This window comes from Haloarcula sp. DT43 (assembly GCF_037078405.1).
Classification (GTDB): Archaea; Halobacteriota; Halobacteria; order Halobacteriales; family Haloarculaceae; genus Haloarcula; species Haloarcula brevis.
Genome location: NZ_JAYMGZ010000003.1, coordinates 447,414 through 465,352, shown reverse-complemented (window position 1 = coordinate 465,352; position 17,939 = coordinate 447,414). Strand labels below are relative to the sequence as shown.

General features: G+C 66.7%; 19 protein-coding genes. 16 read left to right on the top strand and 3 right to left on the bottom strand.

The genetic code is table 11. The annotated features are described in order from the left end of the window. Positions 1-70 precede the first annotated feature (70 nt). The 7 genes from VI123_RS13990 to VI123_RS13960 are packed head-to-tail and all read left to right on the top strand — an operon-like array spanning position 71 to position 5,323. A complete protein-coding gene (locus VI123_RS13990) occupies positions 71-475 on the top strand; it encodes an urease subunit beta (RefSeq protein WP_336338680.1) in 405 nt (134 codons plus the stop codon). Further along, positions 472-2,178 carry an urease subunit alpha gene (ureC, locus tag VI123_RS13985; RefSeq protein WP_336338679.1) on the top strand — a complete coding sequence of 569 codons (1,707 nt, stop codon included), beginning with the start codon at positions 472-474 and terminating at the stop codon, positions 2,176-2,178. Before VI123_RS13990 ends, ureC begins: the two co-directional genes overlap by 4 nt. Next, positions 2,175-2,552, top strand: coding sequence for an urease subunit gamma (locus tag VI123_RS13980; protein ID WP_336338678.1), 378 nt, complete (start codon positions 2,175-2,177; stop codon positions 2,550-2,552). The genes ureC and VI123_RS13980 overlap by 4 nt, the downstream gene beginning before the upstream one ends. Further along, positions 2,549-3,172, top strand: coding sequence for an urease accessory protein UreG (gene ureG, locus VI123_RS13975; RefSeq protein ID WP_336338677.1), 624 nt, complete (start codon positions 2,549-2,551; stop codon positions 3,170-3,172). Before VI123_RS13980 ends, ureG begins: the two co-directional genes overlap by 4 nt. Next, entirely contained in the window at positions 3,172-4,071 is a 900-nt protein-coding gene (locus VI123_RS13970; RefSeq protein WP_336338676.1) for an urease accessory protein UreD, read from the top strand. The genes ureG and VI123_RS13970 overlap by 1 nt, the downstream gene beginning before the upstream one ends. Beyond that, positions 4,071-4,637: an urease accessory protein UreE gene (locus VI123_RS13965; RefSeq protein ID WP_336338675.1), complete on the top strand. Its 567-nt coding sequence runs from the start codon at positions 4,071-4,073 to the stop codon at positions 4,635-4,637. The genes VI123_RS13970 and VI123_RS13965 overlap by 1 nt, the downstream gene beginning before the upstream one ends. Beyond that, a complete protein-coding gene (locus tag VI123_RS13960; protein ID WP_336338674.1) occupies positions 4,634-5,323 on the top strand; it encodes an urease accessory protein UreF in 690 nt (229 codons plus the stop codon). Before VI123_RS13965 ends, VI123_RS13960 begins: the two co-directional genes overlap by 4 nt. A 352-nt stretch (positions 5,324-5,675) precedes the next feature. Here VI123_RS13960 and VI123_RS13955 read toward each other — a convergent pair whose 3' ends face one another. Next, positions 5,676-6,470: an IclR family transcriptional regulator gene (locus tag VI123_RS13955; protein WP_336338673.1), complete on the bottom strand. Its 795-nt coding sequence runs from the start codon at positions 6,468-6,470 to the stop codon at positions 5,676-5,678. A gap of 391 nt (positions 6,471-6,861) precedes the next feature. Here VI123_RS13955 and VI123_RS13950 point away from each other — a divergent pair, with 391 nt between their 5' ends. The 8 genes from VI123_RS13950 to VI123_RS13915 are packed head-to-tail and all read left to right on the top strand — an operon-like array spanning position 6,862 to position 15,709. Next, positions 6,862-8,559 carry an ABC transporter substrate-binding protein gene (locus VI123_RS13950; protein WP_336338672.1) on the top strand — a complete coding sequence of 566 codons (1,698 nt, stop codon included), beginning with the start codon at positions 6,862-6,864 and terminating at the stop codon, positions 8,557-8,559. After that, on the top strand, positions 8,559-9,587 hold the full coding sequence (locus VI123_RS13945) for an ABC transporter permease (RefSeq protein ID WP_336338671.1): 1,029 nt from the start codon (positions 8,559-8,561) through the stop codon (positions 9,585-9,587). The genes VI123_RS13950 and VI123_RS13945 overlap by 1 nt, the downstream gene beginning before the upstream one ends. Further along, positions 9,584-10,495: an ABC transporter permease gene (locus tag VI123_RS13940; protein WP_336338670.1), complete on the top strand. Its 912-nt coding sequence runs from the start codon at positions 9,584-9,586 to the stop codon at positions 10,493-10,495. The genes VI123_RS13945 and VI123_RS13940 overlap by 4 nt, the downstream gene beginning before the upstream one ends. Beyond that, positions 10,492-11,592, top strand: coding sequence for an ABC transporter ATP-binding protein (locus VI123_RS13935; RefSeq protein WP_336338669.1), 1,101 nt, complete (start codon positions 10,492-10,494; stop codon positions 11,590-11,592). Before VI123_RS13940 ends, VI123_RS13935 begins: the two co-directional genes overlap by 4 nt. After that, the gene (locus VI123_RS13930) at positions 11,589-12,620 is read left to right on the top strand and encodes an ABC transporter ATP-binding protein (protein ID WP_336338668.1); all 1,032 of its coding nucleotides are present in this window, start codon (positions 11,589-11,591) and stop codon (positions 12,618-12,620) included. The genes VI123_RS13935 and VI123_RS13930 overlap by 4 nt, the downstream gene beginning before the upstream one ends. Next, positions 12,610-14,019 (top strand): dihydroorotase, encoded by a 1,410-nt coding sequence (locus VI123_RS13925; protein WP_336338667.1) that lies wholly within the window; start codon positions 12,610-12,612, stop codon positions 14,017-14,019. The genes VI123_RS13930 and VI123_RS13925 overlap by 11 nt, the downstream gene beginning before the upstream one ends. Beyond that, entirely contained in the window at positions 14,019-15,302 is a 1,284-nt protein-coding gene (locus VI123_RS13920) for a Zn-dependent hydrolase (protein ID WP_336338666.1), read from the top strand. The genes VI123_RS13925 and VI123_RS13920 overlap by 1 nt, the downstream gene beginning before the upstream one ends. Then, positions 15,299-15,709 (top strand): DUF3830 family protein, encoded by a 411-nt coding sequence (locus VI123_RS13915; RefSeq protein WP_336338665.1) that lies wholly within the window; start codon positions 15,299-15,301, stop codon positions 15,707-15,709. The genes VI123_RS13920 and VI123_RS13915 overlap by 4 nt, the downstream gene beginning before the upstream one ends. Positions 15,710-16,027: 318 nt before the next feature. Here the strand turns inward: VI123_RS13915 and VI123_RS13910 are convergent, their stop codons facing one another. Continuing rightward, positions 16,028-16,588, bottom strand: a complete 561-nt coding sequence (locus VI123_RS13910; protein ID WP_336338664.1) for a class I SAM-dependent methyltransferase — start codon at positions 16,586-16,588, stop codon at positions 16,028-16,030. Between the two features lies 1 nt (position 16,589). After that, on the bottom strand, positions 16,590-17,030 hold the full coding sequence (locus VI123_RS13905) for a DUF302 domain-containing protein (protein ID WP_336338663.1): 441 nt from the start codon (positions 17,028-17,030) through the stop codon (positions 16,590-16,592). Between the two features lie 396 nt (positions 17,031-17,426). On the opposite strand from VI123_RS13905, the gene trxA reads away from it, so the two are divergent. Continuing rightward, complete coding sequence (gene trxA, locus VI123_RS13900; RefSeq protein ID WP_336338662.1) at positions 17,427-17,837, top strand: thioredoxin; 411 nt, start codon at positions 17,427-17,429, stop codon at positions 17,835-17,837. The last annotated feature ends 102 nt before the right edge of the window (positions 17,838-17,939 follow it).

The following is a 17,939-nucleotide window of genomic DNA, read 5'->3' as shown; positions in this document are numbered from 1 at the left end:
TTAGTATGAGTATTCAAAGAGAGGGGCAGATGATAGACGAACAGTCAGAAATACTCGTGACGGTGGGACGATGAGCGACGGACTCGTGCCCGGCGAGGTCGTCCCGGGCGAGGGGACCGTGACGCTGAACGAGGGGCGCGAGACGACGGAGGTGACCGTCGGGAACACCGGCGACAGACCCTCGCAGGTCGGGTCGCACTTCCACTTCTTCGAGGCCAACGCGGCCCTGGAGTTCGACCGCGAGGCGGCCATGGGGATGCGGCTGAACATCCCCGCCGGGACGGCCGTCCGGTTCGAGCCCGGTGACGAGCAGACCGTCGAGCTCGTCGAAATCGGCGGGAAGCGCCGTGCACACGGGATGAACGGCCTCGTGAACGGGAGCGTCGACGGCGACACGAGCGACGCGGTCGAGCGCATGCGGTCGGCCGGCTTCCGAGACACCGGGGCCGACGGCGACGAGGAGGGAGCGGAGTGACACGCGACATCGACCGCGAGAACTACGCCGAACTGTACGGGCCGACGGCGGGCGACAAAGTCCGACTGGGCGACACGGAACTGTTCGCCGAGGTCGAGGAGGACCTGCGGACCCACGGCGACGAAGCGGTGTTCGGCGGCGGCAAGACCCTGCGTGACGGACTGGGCATGGCACCCGGCGTCACGCAGGCGGAGGGCGCGCTCGACTGGGTGCTGACGAACGCGACGGTTATCGACCCCGTGCTGGGCATCGTCGCCGCCGACATCGGCATTCGCAACGGCGAAATCGCCGGCATCGGGAAGGCCGGCAACCCCGACACGATGGACGGCGTCGACATGGTCGTCGGCCCGTCGACGGACGTGTACCCGGCCGAGGGGAAAATTGCGACCGCCGGGGGCCTGGACATCCACATCCACTTCAACTCCGCACAGCTCCACGAACACGCGCTGTCGGGCGGTATCACGACGATGCTCGGCGGCGGGTACGGGGGCGGCGCGACGACGACCACGACCGGCCCGGAGAACATCAAGCGCTTCCTGCAGGCCGCCGAGGCCTGGCCGGTCAACGTCGGTTTCTACGGGAAGGGGAACGCCTCGGAGCCGGGCCCGCTCCGCGAGCAGGTCGCGGCCGGGGCCTGCGGGCTGAAACTCCACGAGGACTGGGGGTCGACGCCCGAGACCATCGATACCTGCCTGGAGGTCGCCGAGGACGAGGACGTGCAGGTCTGCATGCACACGGACACGCTGAACGAGGCGGGGTTCCTGGAGAACACCTTCGGTGCCGTCGACGGCCGGACCATGCACCTGTTCCACATCGAGGGCGCGGGCGGCGGCCACGCCCCGGACATCATGGAGATGGTCGGCGAGCCGAACATGCTCCCGTCGTCGACGAACCCCTCGATGCCCTACACCGACAACACGTTCGACGAGCACCTGGACATGGTGATGGTGTGTCACCACCTCAACCCCGACGTGCCCGAGGACGTGGCCTTCGCCGAATCCCGCGTCCGCGCGGAGACCATCGCCGCCGAGGACGTGCTCCACGACATGGGGGCCATCTCGATGATGACCTCCGACTCGCAGGCGATGGGGCGGATGGCCGAAGTCATCCCGCGGACGTGGCAGACCGCCTCGAAGATGAAGTCCCAGCGCGGCCCGCTCCCGGAGGACGAGGGGACCGGCGCGGACAACCACCGCATCAAACGGTACATCTCGAAGTACACCATCAACCCCGCCATCTCCGCGGGCATCGACGAGTACGTCGGGACGCTCGAACCCGGGAAACTGGCCGACATCTGCCTCTGGGACCCCGCGTTCTTCGGCGTCAAGCCGGCGATGACGTTCAAGGGCGGCTTCCCGGTCCACTCCGAGATGGGCGAGGCAAACGGCTCGCTGATGACCTGCGAGCCCATCATCCAGCGCGAACGGGCCGGCGCGGTCGGCAAGGCCAAGCACGCCCTCTCGCTGTCGTTCGTCTCCCCGGCGGCCGCCGAGGCCGGCGTCGGCGAGGAGTACGGGCTCGACTCCCGCGTCGTCCCGATAGAGGGCGCTCGCACGCCCGGCAAGGACGACATGGTGTACAACGACTACTGCCCCGACGACATCGAGGTCGACCCGGAGACCTTCGAGGTCCGGGTCGACGGCGAACACGTCACCTGCGAACCGTCCTCCGAACTGCCACTCGCACAGCGGTACCTGCTATGAAACTCACAGCCAAAGAACAGGAGCGACTCACGGTCTTCACCGCAGCAGAGGTCGCGCGACGCCGCAAGGAGCGCGGCGTCCCGCTGAACCACCCCGAAGCCGTCGCCTACATCAGCGACTGGTGTATCGAACGGGGCCGGGACGGCCAGTCGGTGGCCGAAATCCGTTCGGGCGCGTCGAAACTGCTCGGCCGCGAGGACGTGATGGACGGCGTCCCCGAGATGATAGACATGATTCAGGTCGAGCCGGTCTTTCCCGACGGGACGAAGCTCGTGACGGTCCACGACCCGATTCGGTCCGACAGCGTCGGGACCGCCGACAGCGAGAGCGAGGATGCAGCGGCCGACGGTGGAGGGGCGGAGGCGGACGAGTGAGCCTCACGCACCGCGACGTGGCGACCGTCGGCATCGGCGGCCCGGTCGGCTCCGGGAAGACCTCGCTGCTGACCGCGCTCGTCCCGAAACTGCGCGAGCAGGGCCTGGACGTGGGCGTCATCGCCAACGACATTCTGACTCAGGAGGACGCCGACGTGCTCCGCGAACGGTTCGCCGGGGTCGTCCCCGAGGACCTCGTCGCCGGCGTCGAGACCGGCGCGTGCCCGCACACGGGCATCCGCGAGGACCCGTCGATGAACCTCCAGCAGATAGACGCGTTCCTCGCCGAGCACCCGGAGCTGGACCTCGTGCTGGTCGAGAGCGGCGGCGACAACCTCGCGGCGACGTTCAACCCCGAACTCGCCGACTACTCACTGTACGTCATCTCCGTCGCCGAGGGCGAGGACATCCCGCGCAAGCGCGGGCCGGGCGTCGTCGACTGTGACCTGCTCGTCGTCAACAAGACCGACCTCGCGCCCCACGTCGGCGTCGACCTCGACGTGATGGAGCGGGACGCCGACGAGGTCCGGGACGGCCCCGTCGTCTTCACCAACTGCAAGGACGAGACGGGCGTCGACGAGGTGCTGACACACGTCCGAGAGGGGGTGCTGTTCGCCTGATGGCCGCCGACGCGCCCCATCCGGCGTTCGAGGGGTACGCGACCGAGGCCGTCCCGCAGGCCGCCGTGGGGTCGCCGGGGAAAGACGGCGTCCTCGAACTGACTTTCGAGCGGACAGCCAACGGGACGACCCTGGTCCACGACTACGCGACGGTCCCGTTCCACATCTCGGGGACGCTGGGCCACGACCCGCTGCCCGAGGCCGACACCGTCTTCGTCCAGTCGCCGACCGGCGGCGTCGCACAGGGCGACCGCCACGACGTGACCATCGAGGTCGGTGCGGACGCCGTCGCCCACGTCTCGACTCAGAGTTCGACGAAGGTCCAGACGATGACGTGTAACTACGCAGCCGCCGAGACGACTCTCAGCGTCGGTGCCGACGCCCACCTGGACTACGTGCCCGAGCCGACGATACTCCACGCCGACTCGCGGTACCTGCAGGAACTGTCGGTCGAGTTGGCCCCCGGCGCGACCGCCGTGGTCGCCGACGTGGTCGTGCCGGGCCGTCTCGCCCGCGGCGAGCGCTTCGAGTTCGAGCGGTACCTCTCCCGCGTGCGGGCGACCGGGCCGGACGGCCTCCTGTTCGAGGACGCGACGCACCTGACGCCGGCCGACGGCGACCCCACGGCACCCGGCGTCCTCGGCGAGTTCACCGTCTACGGGACGGCGTTCGTCCTCGCACCCGACCGCGACGAGGACGAACTGAGCGACGCCTTGCACGCCGTCGTCGCCGACGGCGAGGCCCGGACCGGTGCGACGGCGCTCCCGAACGGTGCCGGCGTCGCGGTCCGCGCCCTCGGCGACCGGGCCGAGACCGTGCAGTCGACGCTCCACGCGGCCTGGGACCACGCTAGACGGGAGTTGCTGGACGCGCCCGCGCCGTCCGGGAGGAAGTACTGATGCTGGTCGCGGACACCTACCTCGGTCACCGCGACGACGAGGCCGTCGCCGGGGCGGTCGACACGTCGGACCACGCGACGGTCGTGCTCTCGGACACCGAGCGGCGGCGCTCGCGGGTGCGCACCGAGACGACGGCTGGCCGGGACCTCGGTATCGTGGTCGCCCGCGACCTCGCGGACGGCGACGTGCTGGAAGCCGAGGACGGCACCCTCGTCGTCGTCGAACTCGCCGCGGTCGAGGCCCTGGTGCTCGATTTCGCCGACAGCGACGTGTCGCCGACCGCGGCGCTGGAACTCGGCCACGCGGTCGGGAACAGACACTGGAACCTCGCGGTCCGCGGCGAGGAGGCCCTGTTCCCGGTGACAGAGTCGAAATCGCGGATGGAAACCGCGGTCGCCGACCTGCTTCCCGGGGACGTGCCGACGCGGTACGAGCGCGTGCCGCCGACGACGTTCGACGACGACGGGGGAGACCACTCCCACGGCGACGGGGGCCACGGCGGCCACAGTCACGGCGGCCACGCCCACGACCACGGGGTCCGCACTATCGACGGAGGCGAGCGATGACCGACGCCGCGACGCTCGAGTCGTTCCGGCTGGCGGACTCGTTTCTCCCGGTCGGGACCTACACGGTCTCGTACGGCCTCGAACAGTTCATCCAGGACGACCGGGTCGCGGACGCGGCGGACCTCGAAGCGCTCCTGTCGACGTACCTCCGCCGGCAGGTCGGTCCCGCCGAACTCGTCGCGCTGCGGGCAGCGCACGCCGCCGCCACCGACGGAAACCTCGACGAGGTCTGTCGGGCCGACCGGCGACTCTCGGCCGTGACCCTGGCCGCGGAGTTCCGCGAGAGCGCCCAGCAGTCCGGCGACCGACTGCTCTCGCTCCAGACGGAACTACGAGAGGAGTCGCTGCTCGACCGCTACGCCGAGCGCGTCGACGCCGACGAGGCCCCCGGGAACTACGCCGTCGTGCTCGGCGTTGCGACGGGACTGGCCGGCGTCTCCGTCCGCGAGGCCTGCCTGCTGTGCTGTCACGGCTTCGTCACCGGACTGCTGGGCGCGGCCCAGCGGCTCCTCTCGCTTGGCCACACGGACGCCCAGCGGATTCTGGACGACCTGCAGCCGGTGATGACAGCCGCAGTCGAGGAGAGTGCGGACAGCGGGATAGACGAGATGACTCCGTTTGCCCCCCTGGTAGACGTACTGGCAGCCGAGCACGAACGGGCCGAGCGGCGACTGTTCGCCAGTTGAGGGCTTCTTCCCGGAATTTATCTGCAAAATTGGCGATACTGAGTACTAAAGAACCGGAAATAAAACTATGATAGCATAGGAGGGGGTAGAAACTGTAAAATCGGAATCTGAACACATATATGGAAAATATAGAGTTAAAAGTTGTATTTTGTGGTCGCATTAGCAATATTTAGATCTAGAATCGGTGGCGTGCTGGACCTCGGTCAGACACTGTTATCGACGCCAGAATATAACAAACGTACATTTGTTATAGGCCGGGCGCATCGCTCCGGGATGGCCCACCGTGGTACACTGCGACCGGCCAGTTCGGTGTGTGACGTGGCGTTCAAGATGCTCGAACGGGATGTCGGGCTCACGACCGGTTGCTCATGTTGATGTTGACCTCGATGACGTTGGCCGAGTTGACGACCTGTTTCGGGAGGGTCTCTTCGAACCGGTCCCCCTGCAGGACGCTTGCGGGGCCCGAGACGCTCAGCGACCCCAGGACGTCGCCGTCCGGTGTCTGGACCGGTGCCGCGATGGCACGGAACCCCTCTATCTCCTCCTCGTCGTTGTACGCGTACCCGCGTTGGCGGATGGCCGATAGCTCCTCGAACAGCGCCGCGGGGTCGGTTACCGTCTTCGCCGTTCGCTCCGGCAAGCCGTGGCGGTCGAGGATTTCCTCGACGCGATCCTCGGGCAGGGAGGCGAGAATCGCTTTCCCGGAGGCGGTGTAGTGCAGGTGGTCCCGCTGCTGGGGCTTCGTCGTCTGGTACTCGCCGCTCACGCTGGTGTCGCCTTTCACCTGATAGAGGTTGATAGCGCGCCCGTTCTCCTCGGTCACGATGTGGACGTACTGCCCCGTTTCGTCGGCGAGTTCGTCGACCTGCGGCTTCCCGTGCCGGTACAGCTGGTTCCGGCTCCGGACGTACTCGCCGAACGCGAACAGCTTGAGCGCGAGTTCGTACGTTCCGTCGCGCTTCACGACGAGTCCGTGCTCCACCAGCGTCGTCAGGTGGATGTGAGCGGTGCTCTTCGAAAGGTCGAGCTCCGTCGCGAGTTCCGTCACGCCGGCTCCGTCTAGCTCCTTGAGCGTCGCCAGCACCTGGGCGGACATAGAGACGGTCTGTAACGTCCGCGGTCCGTCGTCACCACCGGTCGGAGGCATACTACTACCGTCACACCAGACCGACTTATATGTTCGCATATGTTGAACAATAGTCCGGAAAACAGCCCATACATATTCATTTCTGAGCGCTACCAGTGGTTTCCAGCACTGTTGCCGGCGAATAGTGGACGGAAGCGTGCCGATTGTGGGAGACGTGGCGTTCGCACATCTTGAATCGGCGCGTTTCGCTCGGAAATTTAAGGCCTACGCATCGTGATTAAGGTCTACCCGGACCTATATCGTCTTGGGGCGATAATGACGTATGTAGGGAAAAGCTTTTCAATAGCTGGCGAATCTACTCTGTCGACGCGAAAATGAGAGTAAACGCCCAGAAGAGTCAGCAACTACTGTACAGTGTCGAACACCGTCTCCGGTCTCCGGGAGCGCACGAATGACTGACGACGAGAGCGGGCCCGGTCGCGGCAGGATAACCGCGTCCGACTTCACCTCGGCGGGGTCGCGCCGGCAGTTCCTCGCCGCGCTCGGGTCGGCCGGTGCCGCCGGGCTGGCCGGCTGTTCGGGTGGGTCCGGGTCGAGTTCCGACGGCGCGTCGACCGGAGAGAGCGGTTCACAGACTGACAGCGCCGGCGGCTCGACGCTCACGGCGAACATCTCCCAGCGGCTCGGGACGATAGACCCCGCGAAGGGGACCGACTACGTGCAGGCGATGGCGCTCGTGAACCTCTACGATCCGCTCGTGTTCCCCGACAGCGAGGGAGAGATTCAGCCCAACCTTGCGTCGGACTGGTCGGTGTCTGACGACAGCACGACGTACACGTTCACCCTGCGTGACGACGTGACCTTCCACAGCGGGAACGCAGTAACCGCAGAGGACGTGAAGTTCACCACCGAGCGGTTCCTCGACCTCAACCAGGGGTACGCGTCACTGCTGAGCGGCGTCCTCGACAAGGAGAACATCGTGGTCGAGGACGAGCAGACGGTCTCGTTCGAACTCAACCGGTCGTACGCGCCGTTTCTCCCCATCATGGTCCTCGTGTTCGTCGTGGACAGGGACACAATCATGGCGAACCTCGAAGACGGGGACTACGGCGAGCGTGGCGACTACGGGCAGGCGTACATCAACAACAACGACGCCGGGTCCGGCGCATACCAGCTGGCTGATTTCTCCCGGGGCAACTCGATAACGTTCGCCAAGTACGACGACTACTTCAAGGAGTTCCCCGACGGCGCGTTCGACACCGTCGAGGTCCGCATCATCACCGAGAACTCGACGGTACAGACGCTGATGAAAAACGGGGAACTGGACATGACCGGGCAGTACCAGAACTCCCAGACCTACAGCGCCATCGAACAGATGGAGAACGCGCGGGTCGAGAAGATACCGACGTTCGGGCTGCTGTACAACAAAATCAACACCCAGAAGCCGCCGACCGACGACCCCGCAGTCCGCGAAGCGATGGCCTGGGGCTTCGACTACGAACAGGTCGTCAACGAGATTCGCCCGGACATGCAGAAGGCACAGGGACCGCTCCCGCCGACGTGGGGAGCCCACAACAGCGACGTGACCCAGCCGTCCTACGACCCCGAGCGAGCACGGCAGATACTCGCCGACGCCGGCTACTCCGAGGGGGAACTCACCATCACGAACACGTTCACCTCCTCGTACTCCTTCCAGGAACGCATCGGCCTGTTGTTCAAGGACAACATGGCGGACATCGGCATCAACGTGGAGTTGAACCCCCAGACCTGGGGGACCATCACGGAGATGGCGACTACGGTCGAGGACACGCCACACACCAGTCAGGTGTTCTACGTCCCGACCTACCCGTCCCCGGACTCGATGTTCTACAACCAGTTCCACTCCGAGGCGGCAAACACCTGGATGAGCATGGAACACCTCGACAACGCCGAGGTGGACGGTCTCATCGACGAGGCGCGACAGACCCCCGACCGACAGGCCCGCGTCGAGATATACAACCAACTGCAGAGCACGCTCGCGGACCTGTACTGCGACATGCACCTGTACCACACGGTGAAGACCATCGGCTTCCAGAACGACGTCGAGGGGCTCACGCTCCGGCCGGCACAGGGCTTCGAGTACACGTTCCGTGACCTCCACCAAGTGTAATGGCGCGCATAGGACAGCTACTGCGTCGACTCTCTGGGATGGCCGTCAGCCTGCTGGGGCTGTCGGTCCTCATCTTCGTCATCTCGCGGGTCCTACCGGGGAACCCGGCTCGGATGGCGCTCGGAGCGATGGCAAGCGAAGAGCAGGTGGCGGAACTCGCCGCGGAGATGGGCCTCGACCAGCCGCTCCCGGTCCAGTACGTCGAGTACATGCGCCGGCTCTTCGTCGGCGACCTGGGTCAGAGCCTCCAGACGAAAAACGCCGTCGCGTACGACCTGGTGACGAAGTTCCCGGCGACGCTCGAACTCATCACGCTCGCGTTCACGTTCATGGTTGTGTTCGGCATCCCGCTGGGCATCGTCGCTGCGAAACACCACGGCGGGGTACTCGACAACGTGACCCGGTTCTTCGCCTTCTCGACGGTGAGCGTCCCGAGCTTCTTCGTCGGCATCGTCTTCCAGCTCGTGTTCGGGTACTTCCTCAACTGGTTCCCTATCACGGGGCGGCTCTCCTCGGCCTACAGCGGCGAGGTGGTCCGGACGACGGGGTTCATGCTCGTCGACACGCTCCTGTCGGGGTCGCTTGCGGCACACGCCGACGCGTGGATGCACATCCTGCTGCCGGCGCTCGCCCTGTCGTTCAGCGGGATGGGGCAGGTCATCCGCATCACGCGGTCGAGCATGATAGACATCGAGGGCCAGGACTACATCGAGGCGATGCGCGGCTACGGTCTGCCGACGTGGCTGGTCACCGACAAGTACACCCTGAAGAACGCGTTCGTCCCGACGCTGACCATCCTCGGGCTCCAGTACGCGTGGCTTCTCAGCGGTGCGTTCATCATCGAAATCGTCTACTCTTGGCCCGGCCTCGCCAAGTACGGCGTCCAGTCCGTCCTGACCTCGGACGTCAACGCCGTCGTCGGCGTCACGATGCTGGTCGGCGTCGTCTTCGTCCTGGTGAACTTCGCCGTCGACCTGCTGACGAGCGTCATCGACCCGCGTATCGGCCTGGCAGGTGACAGCGCATGAGCATCGAGACCCCCTCCATCGACACGTCCAGACTCGACGGTATCGTCTCGCCGGCACGCCGCGAGCTGTGGTACCGCTCGTACCGCCGGTTCGCGAACCAGCCGATGAGCGTCGTCGGCCTCGTGATAGTGGTCGCCATCGCGCTCGTGGCCGTGTTCGCGCCTTACGTCGCCCCGTACCCGGAACAGGTGGGGTCGTTCACGGACTTCGCGAACGCGTATCAATCGCCGACCCTCGACCACCCCTTCGGGACCGACAGCGCGGGGCGGGACATCCTCACCCGCGTCATCTTCGGCTACCGCATCGCCCTGCTGCTGGTCGCGGTGGTGCTCGGACTCGGCGTCCCGGTCGGCGTGATGCTGGGGCTGGTCGCCGGCTACGCCGGCGGCTGGGTCGACACTATCATCATGCGCGTCACGGACACGTTCCTCGCGCTCCCGCCGCTCGTGCTGGCGCTCGCCATCGCGTCGGCCTTCGAGCCGACCCTCGAAATCGCGATGTTCGCCATCGCGTCGCTGTGGTGGACGTGGTACGCGCGGCTGGCCCGCGGCCTGGCCGCGAGCCTGTCCGACGAGGAATACGTACAGGCGGCGGAGCTTGCGGGGGCGAGCACGACGCACATCCTCTTCCGGGAGCTGCTGCCGAACTGCCTCTCGCCGCTGTTGGTCAAGGCGACGCTGGACGCCGGCATCGTGGTGCTGACCGGCGCGTCGCTGTCGTTCATCGGCCTCGGCGTCCAGCCCCCCAGACCGGGGCTCGGGACGATGGTCGCCAACGGCACCGAGTACCTGCCCGCCGAGTGGTGGATAAGCATCTTCCCGGGGCTCGCCATCTTCGTCCTCGTGATGGGGTTCAACATGCTCGGGGACGGGCTGCGGGACCTCTTCGACGTGGAGGTAGAGCAATGAGCGGCGACGCGCCCCTGCTCTCGGTCCGGGACCTCTCGGTCGGCTTCGAGGGGTTCGACGGGTACGCCGCCGTCGTCGACGGCGTCGACCTGACGGTCGACCACGGCGAGGTCGTCACCATCGCCGGCGAGACCGGCTGTGGCAAATCCGTGACGACCAAGGCCATCACCGGACTGCTCGAGGAGCCGCCGGCACGCGTCTCCGGGACCGTCGAGTTCGACGGCCAGGACCTCCGTACCCTCCCGGACGACGAGCGTCGGGCGCTGAACGGTGACCGAATCAGCGTGATATTCCAGAACCCGCTGTCGAGCCTGAACCCCGTGTTCACTATCGGGGAGCAGCTCACCGACACGGCACAGTTCGGCGGCCACGGGGACACCGGCGTCCTCGGGTACCTCCGGCGACGCTTCTCGTCGCCGGACCGGTCGGCCGCTCGCGAGCGGGTGCTGGACCTCCTCGAAGAGGTCCGGATGCCCGACCCGGAATCGGTGATGGACAGCTACCCGTCGGAGCTCTCCGGCGGGATGCGACAGCGGGCGATAATCGCGCAGGCGCTCCTCAACGAGCCGGACCTGCTCATCGCCGACGAACCGGGGTCCGCGCTGGACGTGACCGTCCACGACGAAATCCTCTCGCTGCTGGAGGACCTCATCGCCGAGCGGGACATGAGCATCCTGATGATTACGCACAACCTCGGAGTCGCCCGACAGCTGAGCGACCGCGTCTACATCATGTACGGCGGCCGCATCGCCGAGACCGCGCCGACGGCGGAGATATTCGACGCCCCGCGGCACCCGTACACGCAGGGCCTGATAGCGTCTATCCCCCGATTGTCCGGCGACTCGATGGCCGGCGGCATCGGCGGATCGGTCCCGGAGTACACGGACCCGCCGCTGGGGTGTCGGTTCCACCCGCGCTGTCCGTACGCCGACGAGAGCTGTCGGTCCAGCGAACCCCCGGCGGTCTCGTTCGGCGACGAGTCCAGGGCCGCCTGCGTCCGTCACGCGGAGGGGGACGCCGGCCCGGTACCGACGCTCGAAGAGACGAAACGGCGGCTCTCCGAGCCGGAGCGGACGCCGGCGGAGGGACGGCGATGAGCGGCCCCGTCCTCGAAGTCAAGGACCTGAAAAAACACTTCCCGGCGGAGGGGCTGTTCTCGTCCGAGCCGCCGGCGAAGGCAGTCGACGGCGTCTCCTTCTCCATCGACGAGGGGGAGACGCTCGCCCTCATCGGGGAGTCCGGGAGCGGGAAGTCGACGGTCGCAAAGACCATCATCGACATCCACGAGACGACCGCGGGGCTCATCCGGTTCAACGGCCAGGACATCACCAACCCGATTCGGAAGCAACTGGCCGAGATGCGGTCGGAGATACAGCTGGTCTTCCAGGACCCGACGTCCTGTCTGAACCCGCGCCGGACCATCAGGAAGTCGCTCCTGGTCCCGCTGAAAGCGACCGGCGTCCCGCGCTCGGAGCGCGAGGAGCGGGTCAGACAGATGCTGGAGCGGGTCGGACTCAACGACGAGTACCTGTACAAGTACCCGCACGAACTGAGCGGCGGGCAGAAACAGCGCGTCAACATCGCCCGCGCGCTGGCCGTCGAACCGTCCCTGCTGTTGCTCGATGAACCGACCAGCGCGCTCGACGTGAGCGTCCAGGCCAAGATTATCTCCCTGCTCGAGGACATCCAGGCGGAGTTCGACCTCACGTACCTCTTTATCACGCACGACCTCTCGCTCGTGCGGAACTTCGCCGACGAGACGGCCGTCATGTACCTCGGTGAGATACAGGAGCAGGGGCCGACCGACCGGCTCTTCGAGAACCCCCGACACCCCTACACGCGGTCGCTCCTGTCGTCGATTCCCGTCACGTCCCAGCGAGAGGAGGCGCTCAAACCGGACAGCGAGTCGCTGGACGGCGAAGTGCCCGGCGCGCGCGACCTGCCGTCGGGGTGTCGGCTCCACCCGCGCTGTCCACACGCGACCGAGGACTGTGCAATGAGACATCCAGACCAGTACGACGTAGACGACCGAGACGTGCGGTGTATCGCTTACGAAGACGGCGCGGACGGGTTCGACCGGCTCCGTGAACAGGCTCCCGTCGGGGGTGGCTCCGATGGCAGCTGACCTCCGCGTCGTCGGTGGGACGCTCGCCACGGCCCAGGGTACCCTCGACGCGGGGTTCGCCGTCGAGGACGGGACTATCGTCGCCGTCGGTGACGAACGTCACCTGCCCGACGCGGACCACACGCTTGACGTATCGGGGAAGCTGGTCCTGCCGGGCGTCGTCGACCCGCACGTCCACATAAACGGCTTCAACTCCATCGACACCTACGAGACCGGGACGGCGGCGGCGGCCCGCGGCGGCGTCACCACCGTCATCAACTTCGCGTGGCAGACCTGGACCGGCGAGCGCGAGCGCGACGCGACCGGGTCGGTGTGGGCCGACAGCGGGTCGCTCATGGACGCCATCGACCGACAGCGCGAGAGCGCGTCGGAGGCGTACGTCGACTACGGCCTGCACGCGACGGTGACCGCCGAGGACCCCTCCGTCTTCGACGAGTTCGAGGCGGTCGTGGAGGCGGGCGTCCCGTCGTTCAAGTTCTTCACGGTCTACGACGTGGGCGTCTCGAACGGGTTCCTCCGGCTCGCCTTCGAGCGCCTCGCGGACCTCGACGCGGTCGCGGTCCTGCATACCGAAGACGACTCCGTGTGTCAGGCGTTGACCGAACAGCGCCGTCGCGCCGGCCGTGGCCATCCGACCGATTACCCCGGCGCGCGCCCCGACTACGCGGAGGCGATGGCGCTGTCCGACGCCGTCTCGCTGGCGACCGAGACCGACTGCAAGTACTACGGCATCCACACCACCTCACGGGCCGCCGTGGACGAACTCGCGGCGGCACGCGAGGACGGGACCCGCGTTCGCGGCGAGACGTGTCCACATTTCACGACGCTGACCGAAAACGCGTACGAGCAACAGGGGACGCTCGCGCTCCAGTCGCCCCCGCTCCGGACCGACGACGACGTCGAGGCGATGTTCGAGTCGCTCCGGAGCGGCGCGCTCGACATCGTGTCGACGGACCACGTCGCGTCGACGCGGGCCGAGAAGGCCGTCGAGAACTGGTGGGACTGCCCGTTCGGCGTCAACAGCCTCCAGACGGCGCTCCCGGTGTTTCACGACGAGGCAATCAACCGGCGTGGGCTCCCCTACTCGTTCCTCGTCCGGGTCCTCTGCAGGAACCCCGCCGAGACGTTCGGCCTCCCGCGGAAGGGGCGACTCGCCGTGGGGGCCGACGCCGACTTCGTCGTGTTCGACCCGACGGAGACCTACGAGATTTCGGCGGCGGACAACGCTTCCATCGCGGATTACTCGATATACGAGGGCCGAGAGGTGACCGGGAAGGTCCTCGAAACCTACCTCCGGGGCCACCGCATCGCCGACGGGACCGGCGTCGTCGGGGACCCGCGCGGGGAGTTCCGCGCCCGCGACGTACCGACGTGGGACCCGCAGGGAGGGATGGCGTAGTGGACACACCGATTGCCATCGACGCCGAATCGCTCCGGGCTGACATCGAGCGGACCGGTGAGTTCGGCAGCGTCGACGCCGACACCGGGGTGGGCCGGACCGCGCTCCCGGCGGACGACGCCAACGTTCGGGCGAGGGAGTACCTCGTCGACCGGATGGAAGCGGTCGGGCTCGACGTCCGGGTCGACGCCGTCGGCAACATCGCCGGCCGATGGACGCCGCCGGGGTGTGACCCGGACGCCCCGCCGGTCGCGGCGGGGAGCCACCTCGACTCGGTCCCGCGAGGCGGCATCTTCGACGGCGTCCTGGGCGTCTACGCCGCGCTCGAAGCGGTCCGGGCCGTTCGAGACAGCGACGTCGCCGTCGAGCGACCGCTGGAAGTCGTCTCGTTCACCGGCGAGGAGGGGACGCGGTTCGCCGACGGCGTCCTCGGCTCCTCGGTCGCCGCCGGGGAGCTATCGGTCGAGGACGCCCTGACCCTCTCCGACGGCCGCGTCTCGCTCGGTACGGCCCTGGAAGAGGCGAGCTTCCGCGGGACCGGCCGCCTCGACGCGAGCGAGTGGCACGCCTGGGTCGAACTCCACATCGAACAGGGCGGGCACCTCGACGCGGCCGGCGTCCCCCTCGGCGTTGTGACCGACATCACCGGCACGACGCGGGGGCACGTCAGCATCGACGGGCGGGCCGACCACTCCGGGACGACGGGGATGGACGCACGCCGGGACGCGCTGGTCGCGGCGAGCGAACTCGTCCTCGACGTGGAGGCGACGGCGAGCGAACTCGCCACCGCGGGGACGGGAACAGCGGTCGGGACGGTCGGCCACCTCACCCCGAAGCCGAACGCGGTCAACGTCGTGCCCGGGAACGTGTCGATGCGGCTCGACCTCCGGTCGGTCGACCAGTTGGAAATCGACCGCCAGGTCCGGGCCGTCGAGGACTCCCTCGACGGGCTGGAGCGCGAACACGGCGTCGAAACGTCGCTCGACATCCCGTACGAAATCCCCCCGACGCGGCTCTCCGAGCGCGTCCGGGACACCGTAGAGACGGCGGCTTCCCGTCACGGGGTCGAGACGCTGACGCTCCACTCCGGCGCGGGCCACGACACCATGCAGGTCGCCAACGTGACCGACGCGGCCTTGCTGTTCGCCCCGTCTACGGGCGGGCATTCGCACTCGCCCAAGGAGTGGGCCGACTGGTCGGACTGCGCCGTGGCGACACAGGTCCTCGCGGAGAGTCTCGCACTGCTTGCATCGAACACCGAACACCACCACACGTACGAATGATAGAGATTCAGACCGACGAGACGACGTTCACAGCAGAGCTACACGAACAGCAGGCCCCCGAAACCGCCGCGGCCCTCAGGGAGATGTTGCCGCTGCGTTCGGAGCTGATGCACGTCCGCTGGAGCGGCATCGCCACGTGGATAAACATCGACGAGGTCGACCTGCCGGACCTCCCCCGGGAGAACCACACGACGTACCCGTCGCGTGGGGACCTGTTACTCTACCCGGGGTTTCGAAACGACGCGGAGATACTGCTCCCCTGCGGGCCGACGTGTTTCAAGAGTCAGGCCGGCGAACTCGCGGGGAACCACGTCGCGTCAGTCGACGCGAGCGCCGAGGAACTCCGGGAGCTCGAACGGACGACTCTCCGCGACGGCATTCAAGAGGTCGTCATCAGCGAGGTGTAGCCGCGGCCATCGCGGTCCGACAGGACACCGACTGTCGCCCAGAGCGGGCCTGACAGAGCGTACCGACGGAACCTGGAGCAGAAGAAGTAGCAGAGAAGGTATCTATGTTCCTATTCAGCCATTTGATAATTGTTTCTCGAATTTTACGTAGAGAACTCGCCATATATGTTTCTATACCCCTATTTTGCCCGTATCTGTCTGTTCTTCCGATATAGAAAGGACTTGTAGAGAGGATTGTAGCCCTATCTTGGAGGGATATACACACTGTTGACGAAAGGTCCGAACAGCTGTCGAAAACTGGCGTGGCCGGCGACAGCCTCACTCGGCAGTCGCAACGATCAAGAACGTCTCGGGTCGCACCGCCTCGAACTCGACCGTGAACCCGTGCTGGGAGAGCGCAGCAGTAGCCTCGTCGCTGGAGAACCGCTCGTCGACGGGCGGGCCGTCGCTACCGCTTCCGGAGGCCGCCCAGTCGGCGATGGCGAGCGTGCCCTGTGGCTTGAGCACGCGCGCGACTTCCCGCAGCGCCCGGTCGCTGGCGAACTCGTGGTAGGTCATCGTCGAGAACGCCGCGTCGAGGCTCCCGGTATCGAGTGGGAGGTCGTCGACCGAACTCGTCACGAGGTCGACGTTGTCGGGAGCGCCTTTCTCCCGGTAGTAGTCGTGCATCGCCTCCTGGATGTCGACGGCGTAGACGTGGTCGACGGCCGGCGCGACGTCGTCGGTGTAGAACCCGGTGCCGCTCCCGAGGTCCGCGACCGTCGCGTCCCCGTCGACCGACAGCGCCCACCGGAGCTCCTCAGCCGAGAGGAACCGGTACCGCTGCTGTGCGTCCTCCAGTTTGTCGGCCCGGCCGGCGTCGAAGGTGTGATACCCCATCTTAGAGGTTCCGGAACGCCTCGTCGACGAGTTCGCCGGTGTCGGCGACGATGTCCGCCATCTCCTCGTCGTCGGGTGCCATCCCGACGAGGCGGGCGATGCGCATGATGGAGACGTGATAGACGCGCTGGAGTCCGGGCTCTTCCTCCCAGACGACGACGTTGCACGGCATCAGCGCGCCGAGTTTGTTGTCCGTCGCGTCGAGGGCGCGGTCGGCGACGCCGGGGTTGCACGCCCCCAGCACGTAGTAGGGGTCCCGCCCCGCGTCGACTTTCTCGTTGAGCATCTCGGAGGGGGAAAACTCCACGGGAACGCCGAATCCGGCGTCGGTGAACACGTCCCGGACGTGTTCGATTGCGTCCTCGTGGCTCATTTCGAGCGTCGTCTGCTGTTGGCCGATGTCTTCCGGGTCTATCTGGGTCGGGTCGATTGGGAGCGCCATTCGTGTGCTGTATTGTGCCTACAGGACAAAGACCCTTCGGATTCGACGCCGGACGAACGGTGTCGTCGTCAAGCCGCTTCCCGACTGGACGGCGCTGGTCGACAGTACTAGCGCGGAGGAGGGGCCGCCGTCGGCCGGTCACTCGCTTTCCTGGATTCGAAGTTGTCGGCTGGAGACGGCAACAGCGAGTCTACGTGGGCGTACTGGGAACCACTCTCGACGGTAGACACCCACCCAGGAGCGACTGTGTGCCTGTCGTGGTCGCGGCGTGAGTGGGCGTCAGAGTCCGAGGCTTCGTCTGTCGGACTCCGAAATTCGGCTATGGACTCGCAGCACCGAATAGTATTGTGCGTTTGGTGCAAAATAAATAAGTCGGCCCGGCGCGTATACAGACCAATGACCGACGAACTAGACGAAATTCGGCGAGAGAAACTGAACGAACTCCGGAACCGGGACGAAGCGAGGACGGCCGGCAGAGCGGAACCGAGCGTATCCGAACCGATTGCGGTCGGGAGCGGGGCTGAGCTGTCCGAGATAGCCGCCGAACACGACGTCGTCCTGGTGGACTTCTATGCCGACTGGTGTGGCCCCTGCCAGATGCTCGACCCCGTCGTCGAGACGGTCGCTGCCGAGACCGCTGCGACGGTGGCGAAAGTCGACGTCGACGCGAACCAGCAACTCGCCGCCGCGTACGGCGTCCGTGGGGTCCCGACCCTGCTCCTGTTCGCCGACGGGGAGCCGGTCGAACGGCTCGTCGGGATGCAAGACGAGGCACGGCTTCGCTCCGTAATCGAAGCGTACGCCTGAAATCGGCGGGGCCGCGGTGACTCGGCCGGGTGGAACCTTCTGCGAACGCACGGCAATCAACGGGCATCCACACGGGAGAAAGGCGGCGCTCGCAACCAGGAA

Coding starts and splice junctions, on each gene's coding strand:
- VI123_RS13935 (WP_336338669.1), top strand. CDS start 10,492: ATGAGCGGCGACGCGCCCCTGCTCTCGGTCCGGGACCTCTCGGTCGGC.
- VI123_RS13930 (WP_336338668.1), top strand. CDS start 11,589: ATGAGCGGCCCCGTCCTCGAAGTCAAGGACCTGAAAAAACACTTCCCG.
- VI123_RS13905 (WP_336338663.1), bottom strand. CDS start 17,030: ATGGCGCTCCCAATCGACCCGACCCAGATAGACCCGGAAGACATCGGC.
- VI123_RS13915 (WP_336338665.1), top strand. CDS start 15,299: ATGATAGAGATTCAGACCGACGAGACGACGTTCACAGCAGAGCTACAC.
- VI123_RS13910 (WP_336338664.1), bottom strand. CDS start 16,588: ATGGGGTATCACACCTTCGACGCCGGCCGGGCCGACAAACTGGAGGAC.
- VI123_RS13960 (WP_336338674.1), top strand. CDS start 4,634: ATGACCGACGCCGCGACGCTCGAGTCGTTCCGGCTGGCGGACTCGTTT.
- VI123_RS13940 (WP_336338670.1), top strand. CDS start 9,584: ATGAGCATCGAGACCCCCTCCATCGACACGTCCAGACTCGACGGTATC.
- VI123_RS13980 (WP_336338678.1), top strand. CDS start 2,175: ATGAAACTCACAGCCAAAGAACAGGAGCGACTCACGGTCTTCACCGCA.
- VI123_RS13925 (WP_336338667.1), top strand. CDS start 12,610: ATGGCAGCTGACCTCCGCGTCGTCGGTGGGACGCTCGCCACGGCCCAG.
- VI123_RS13990 (WP_336338680.1), top strand. CDS start 71: ATGAGCGACGGACTCGTGCCCGGCGAGGTCGTCCCGGGCGAGGGGACC.
- VI123_RS13955 (WP_336338673.1), bottom strand. CDS start 6,470: ATGCCTCCGACCGGTGGTGACGACGGACCGCGGACGTTACAGACCGTC.
- VI123_RS13945 (WP_336338671.1), top strand. CDS start 8,559: ATGGCGCGCATAGGACAGCTACTGCGTCGACTCTCTGGGATGGCCGTC.
- VI123_RS13950 (WP_336338672.1), top strand. CDS start 6,862: ATGACTGACGACGAGAGCGGGCCCGGTCGCGGCAGGATAACCGCGTCC.
- trxA (WP_336338662.1), top strand. CDS start 17,427: ATGACCGACGAACTAGACGAAATTCGGCGAGAGAAACTGAACGAACTC.
- VI123_RS13970 (WP_336338676.1), top strand. CDS start 3,172: ATGGCCGCCGACGCGCCCCATCCGGCGTTCGAGGGGTACGCGACCGAG.
- VI123_RS13965 (WP_336338675.1), top strand. CDS start 4,071: ATGCTGGTCGCGGACACCTACCTCGGTCACCGCGACGACGAGGCCGTC.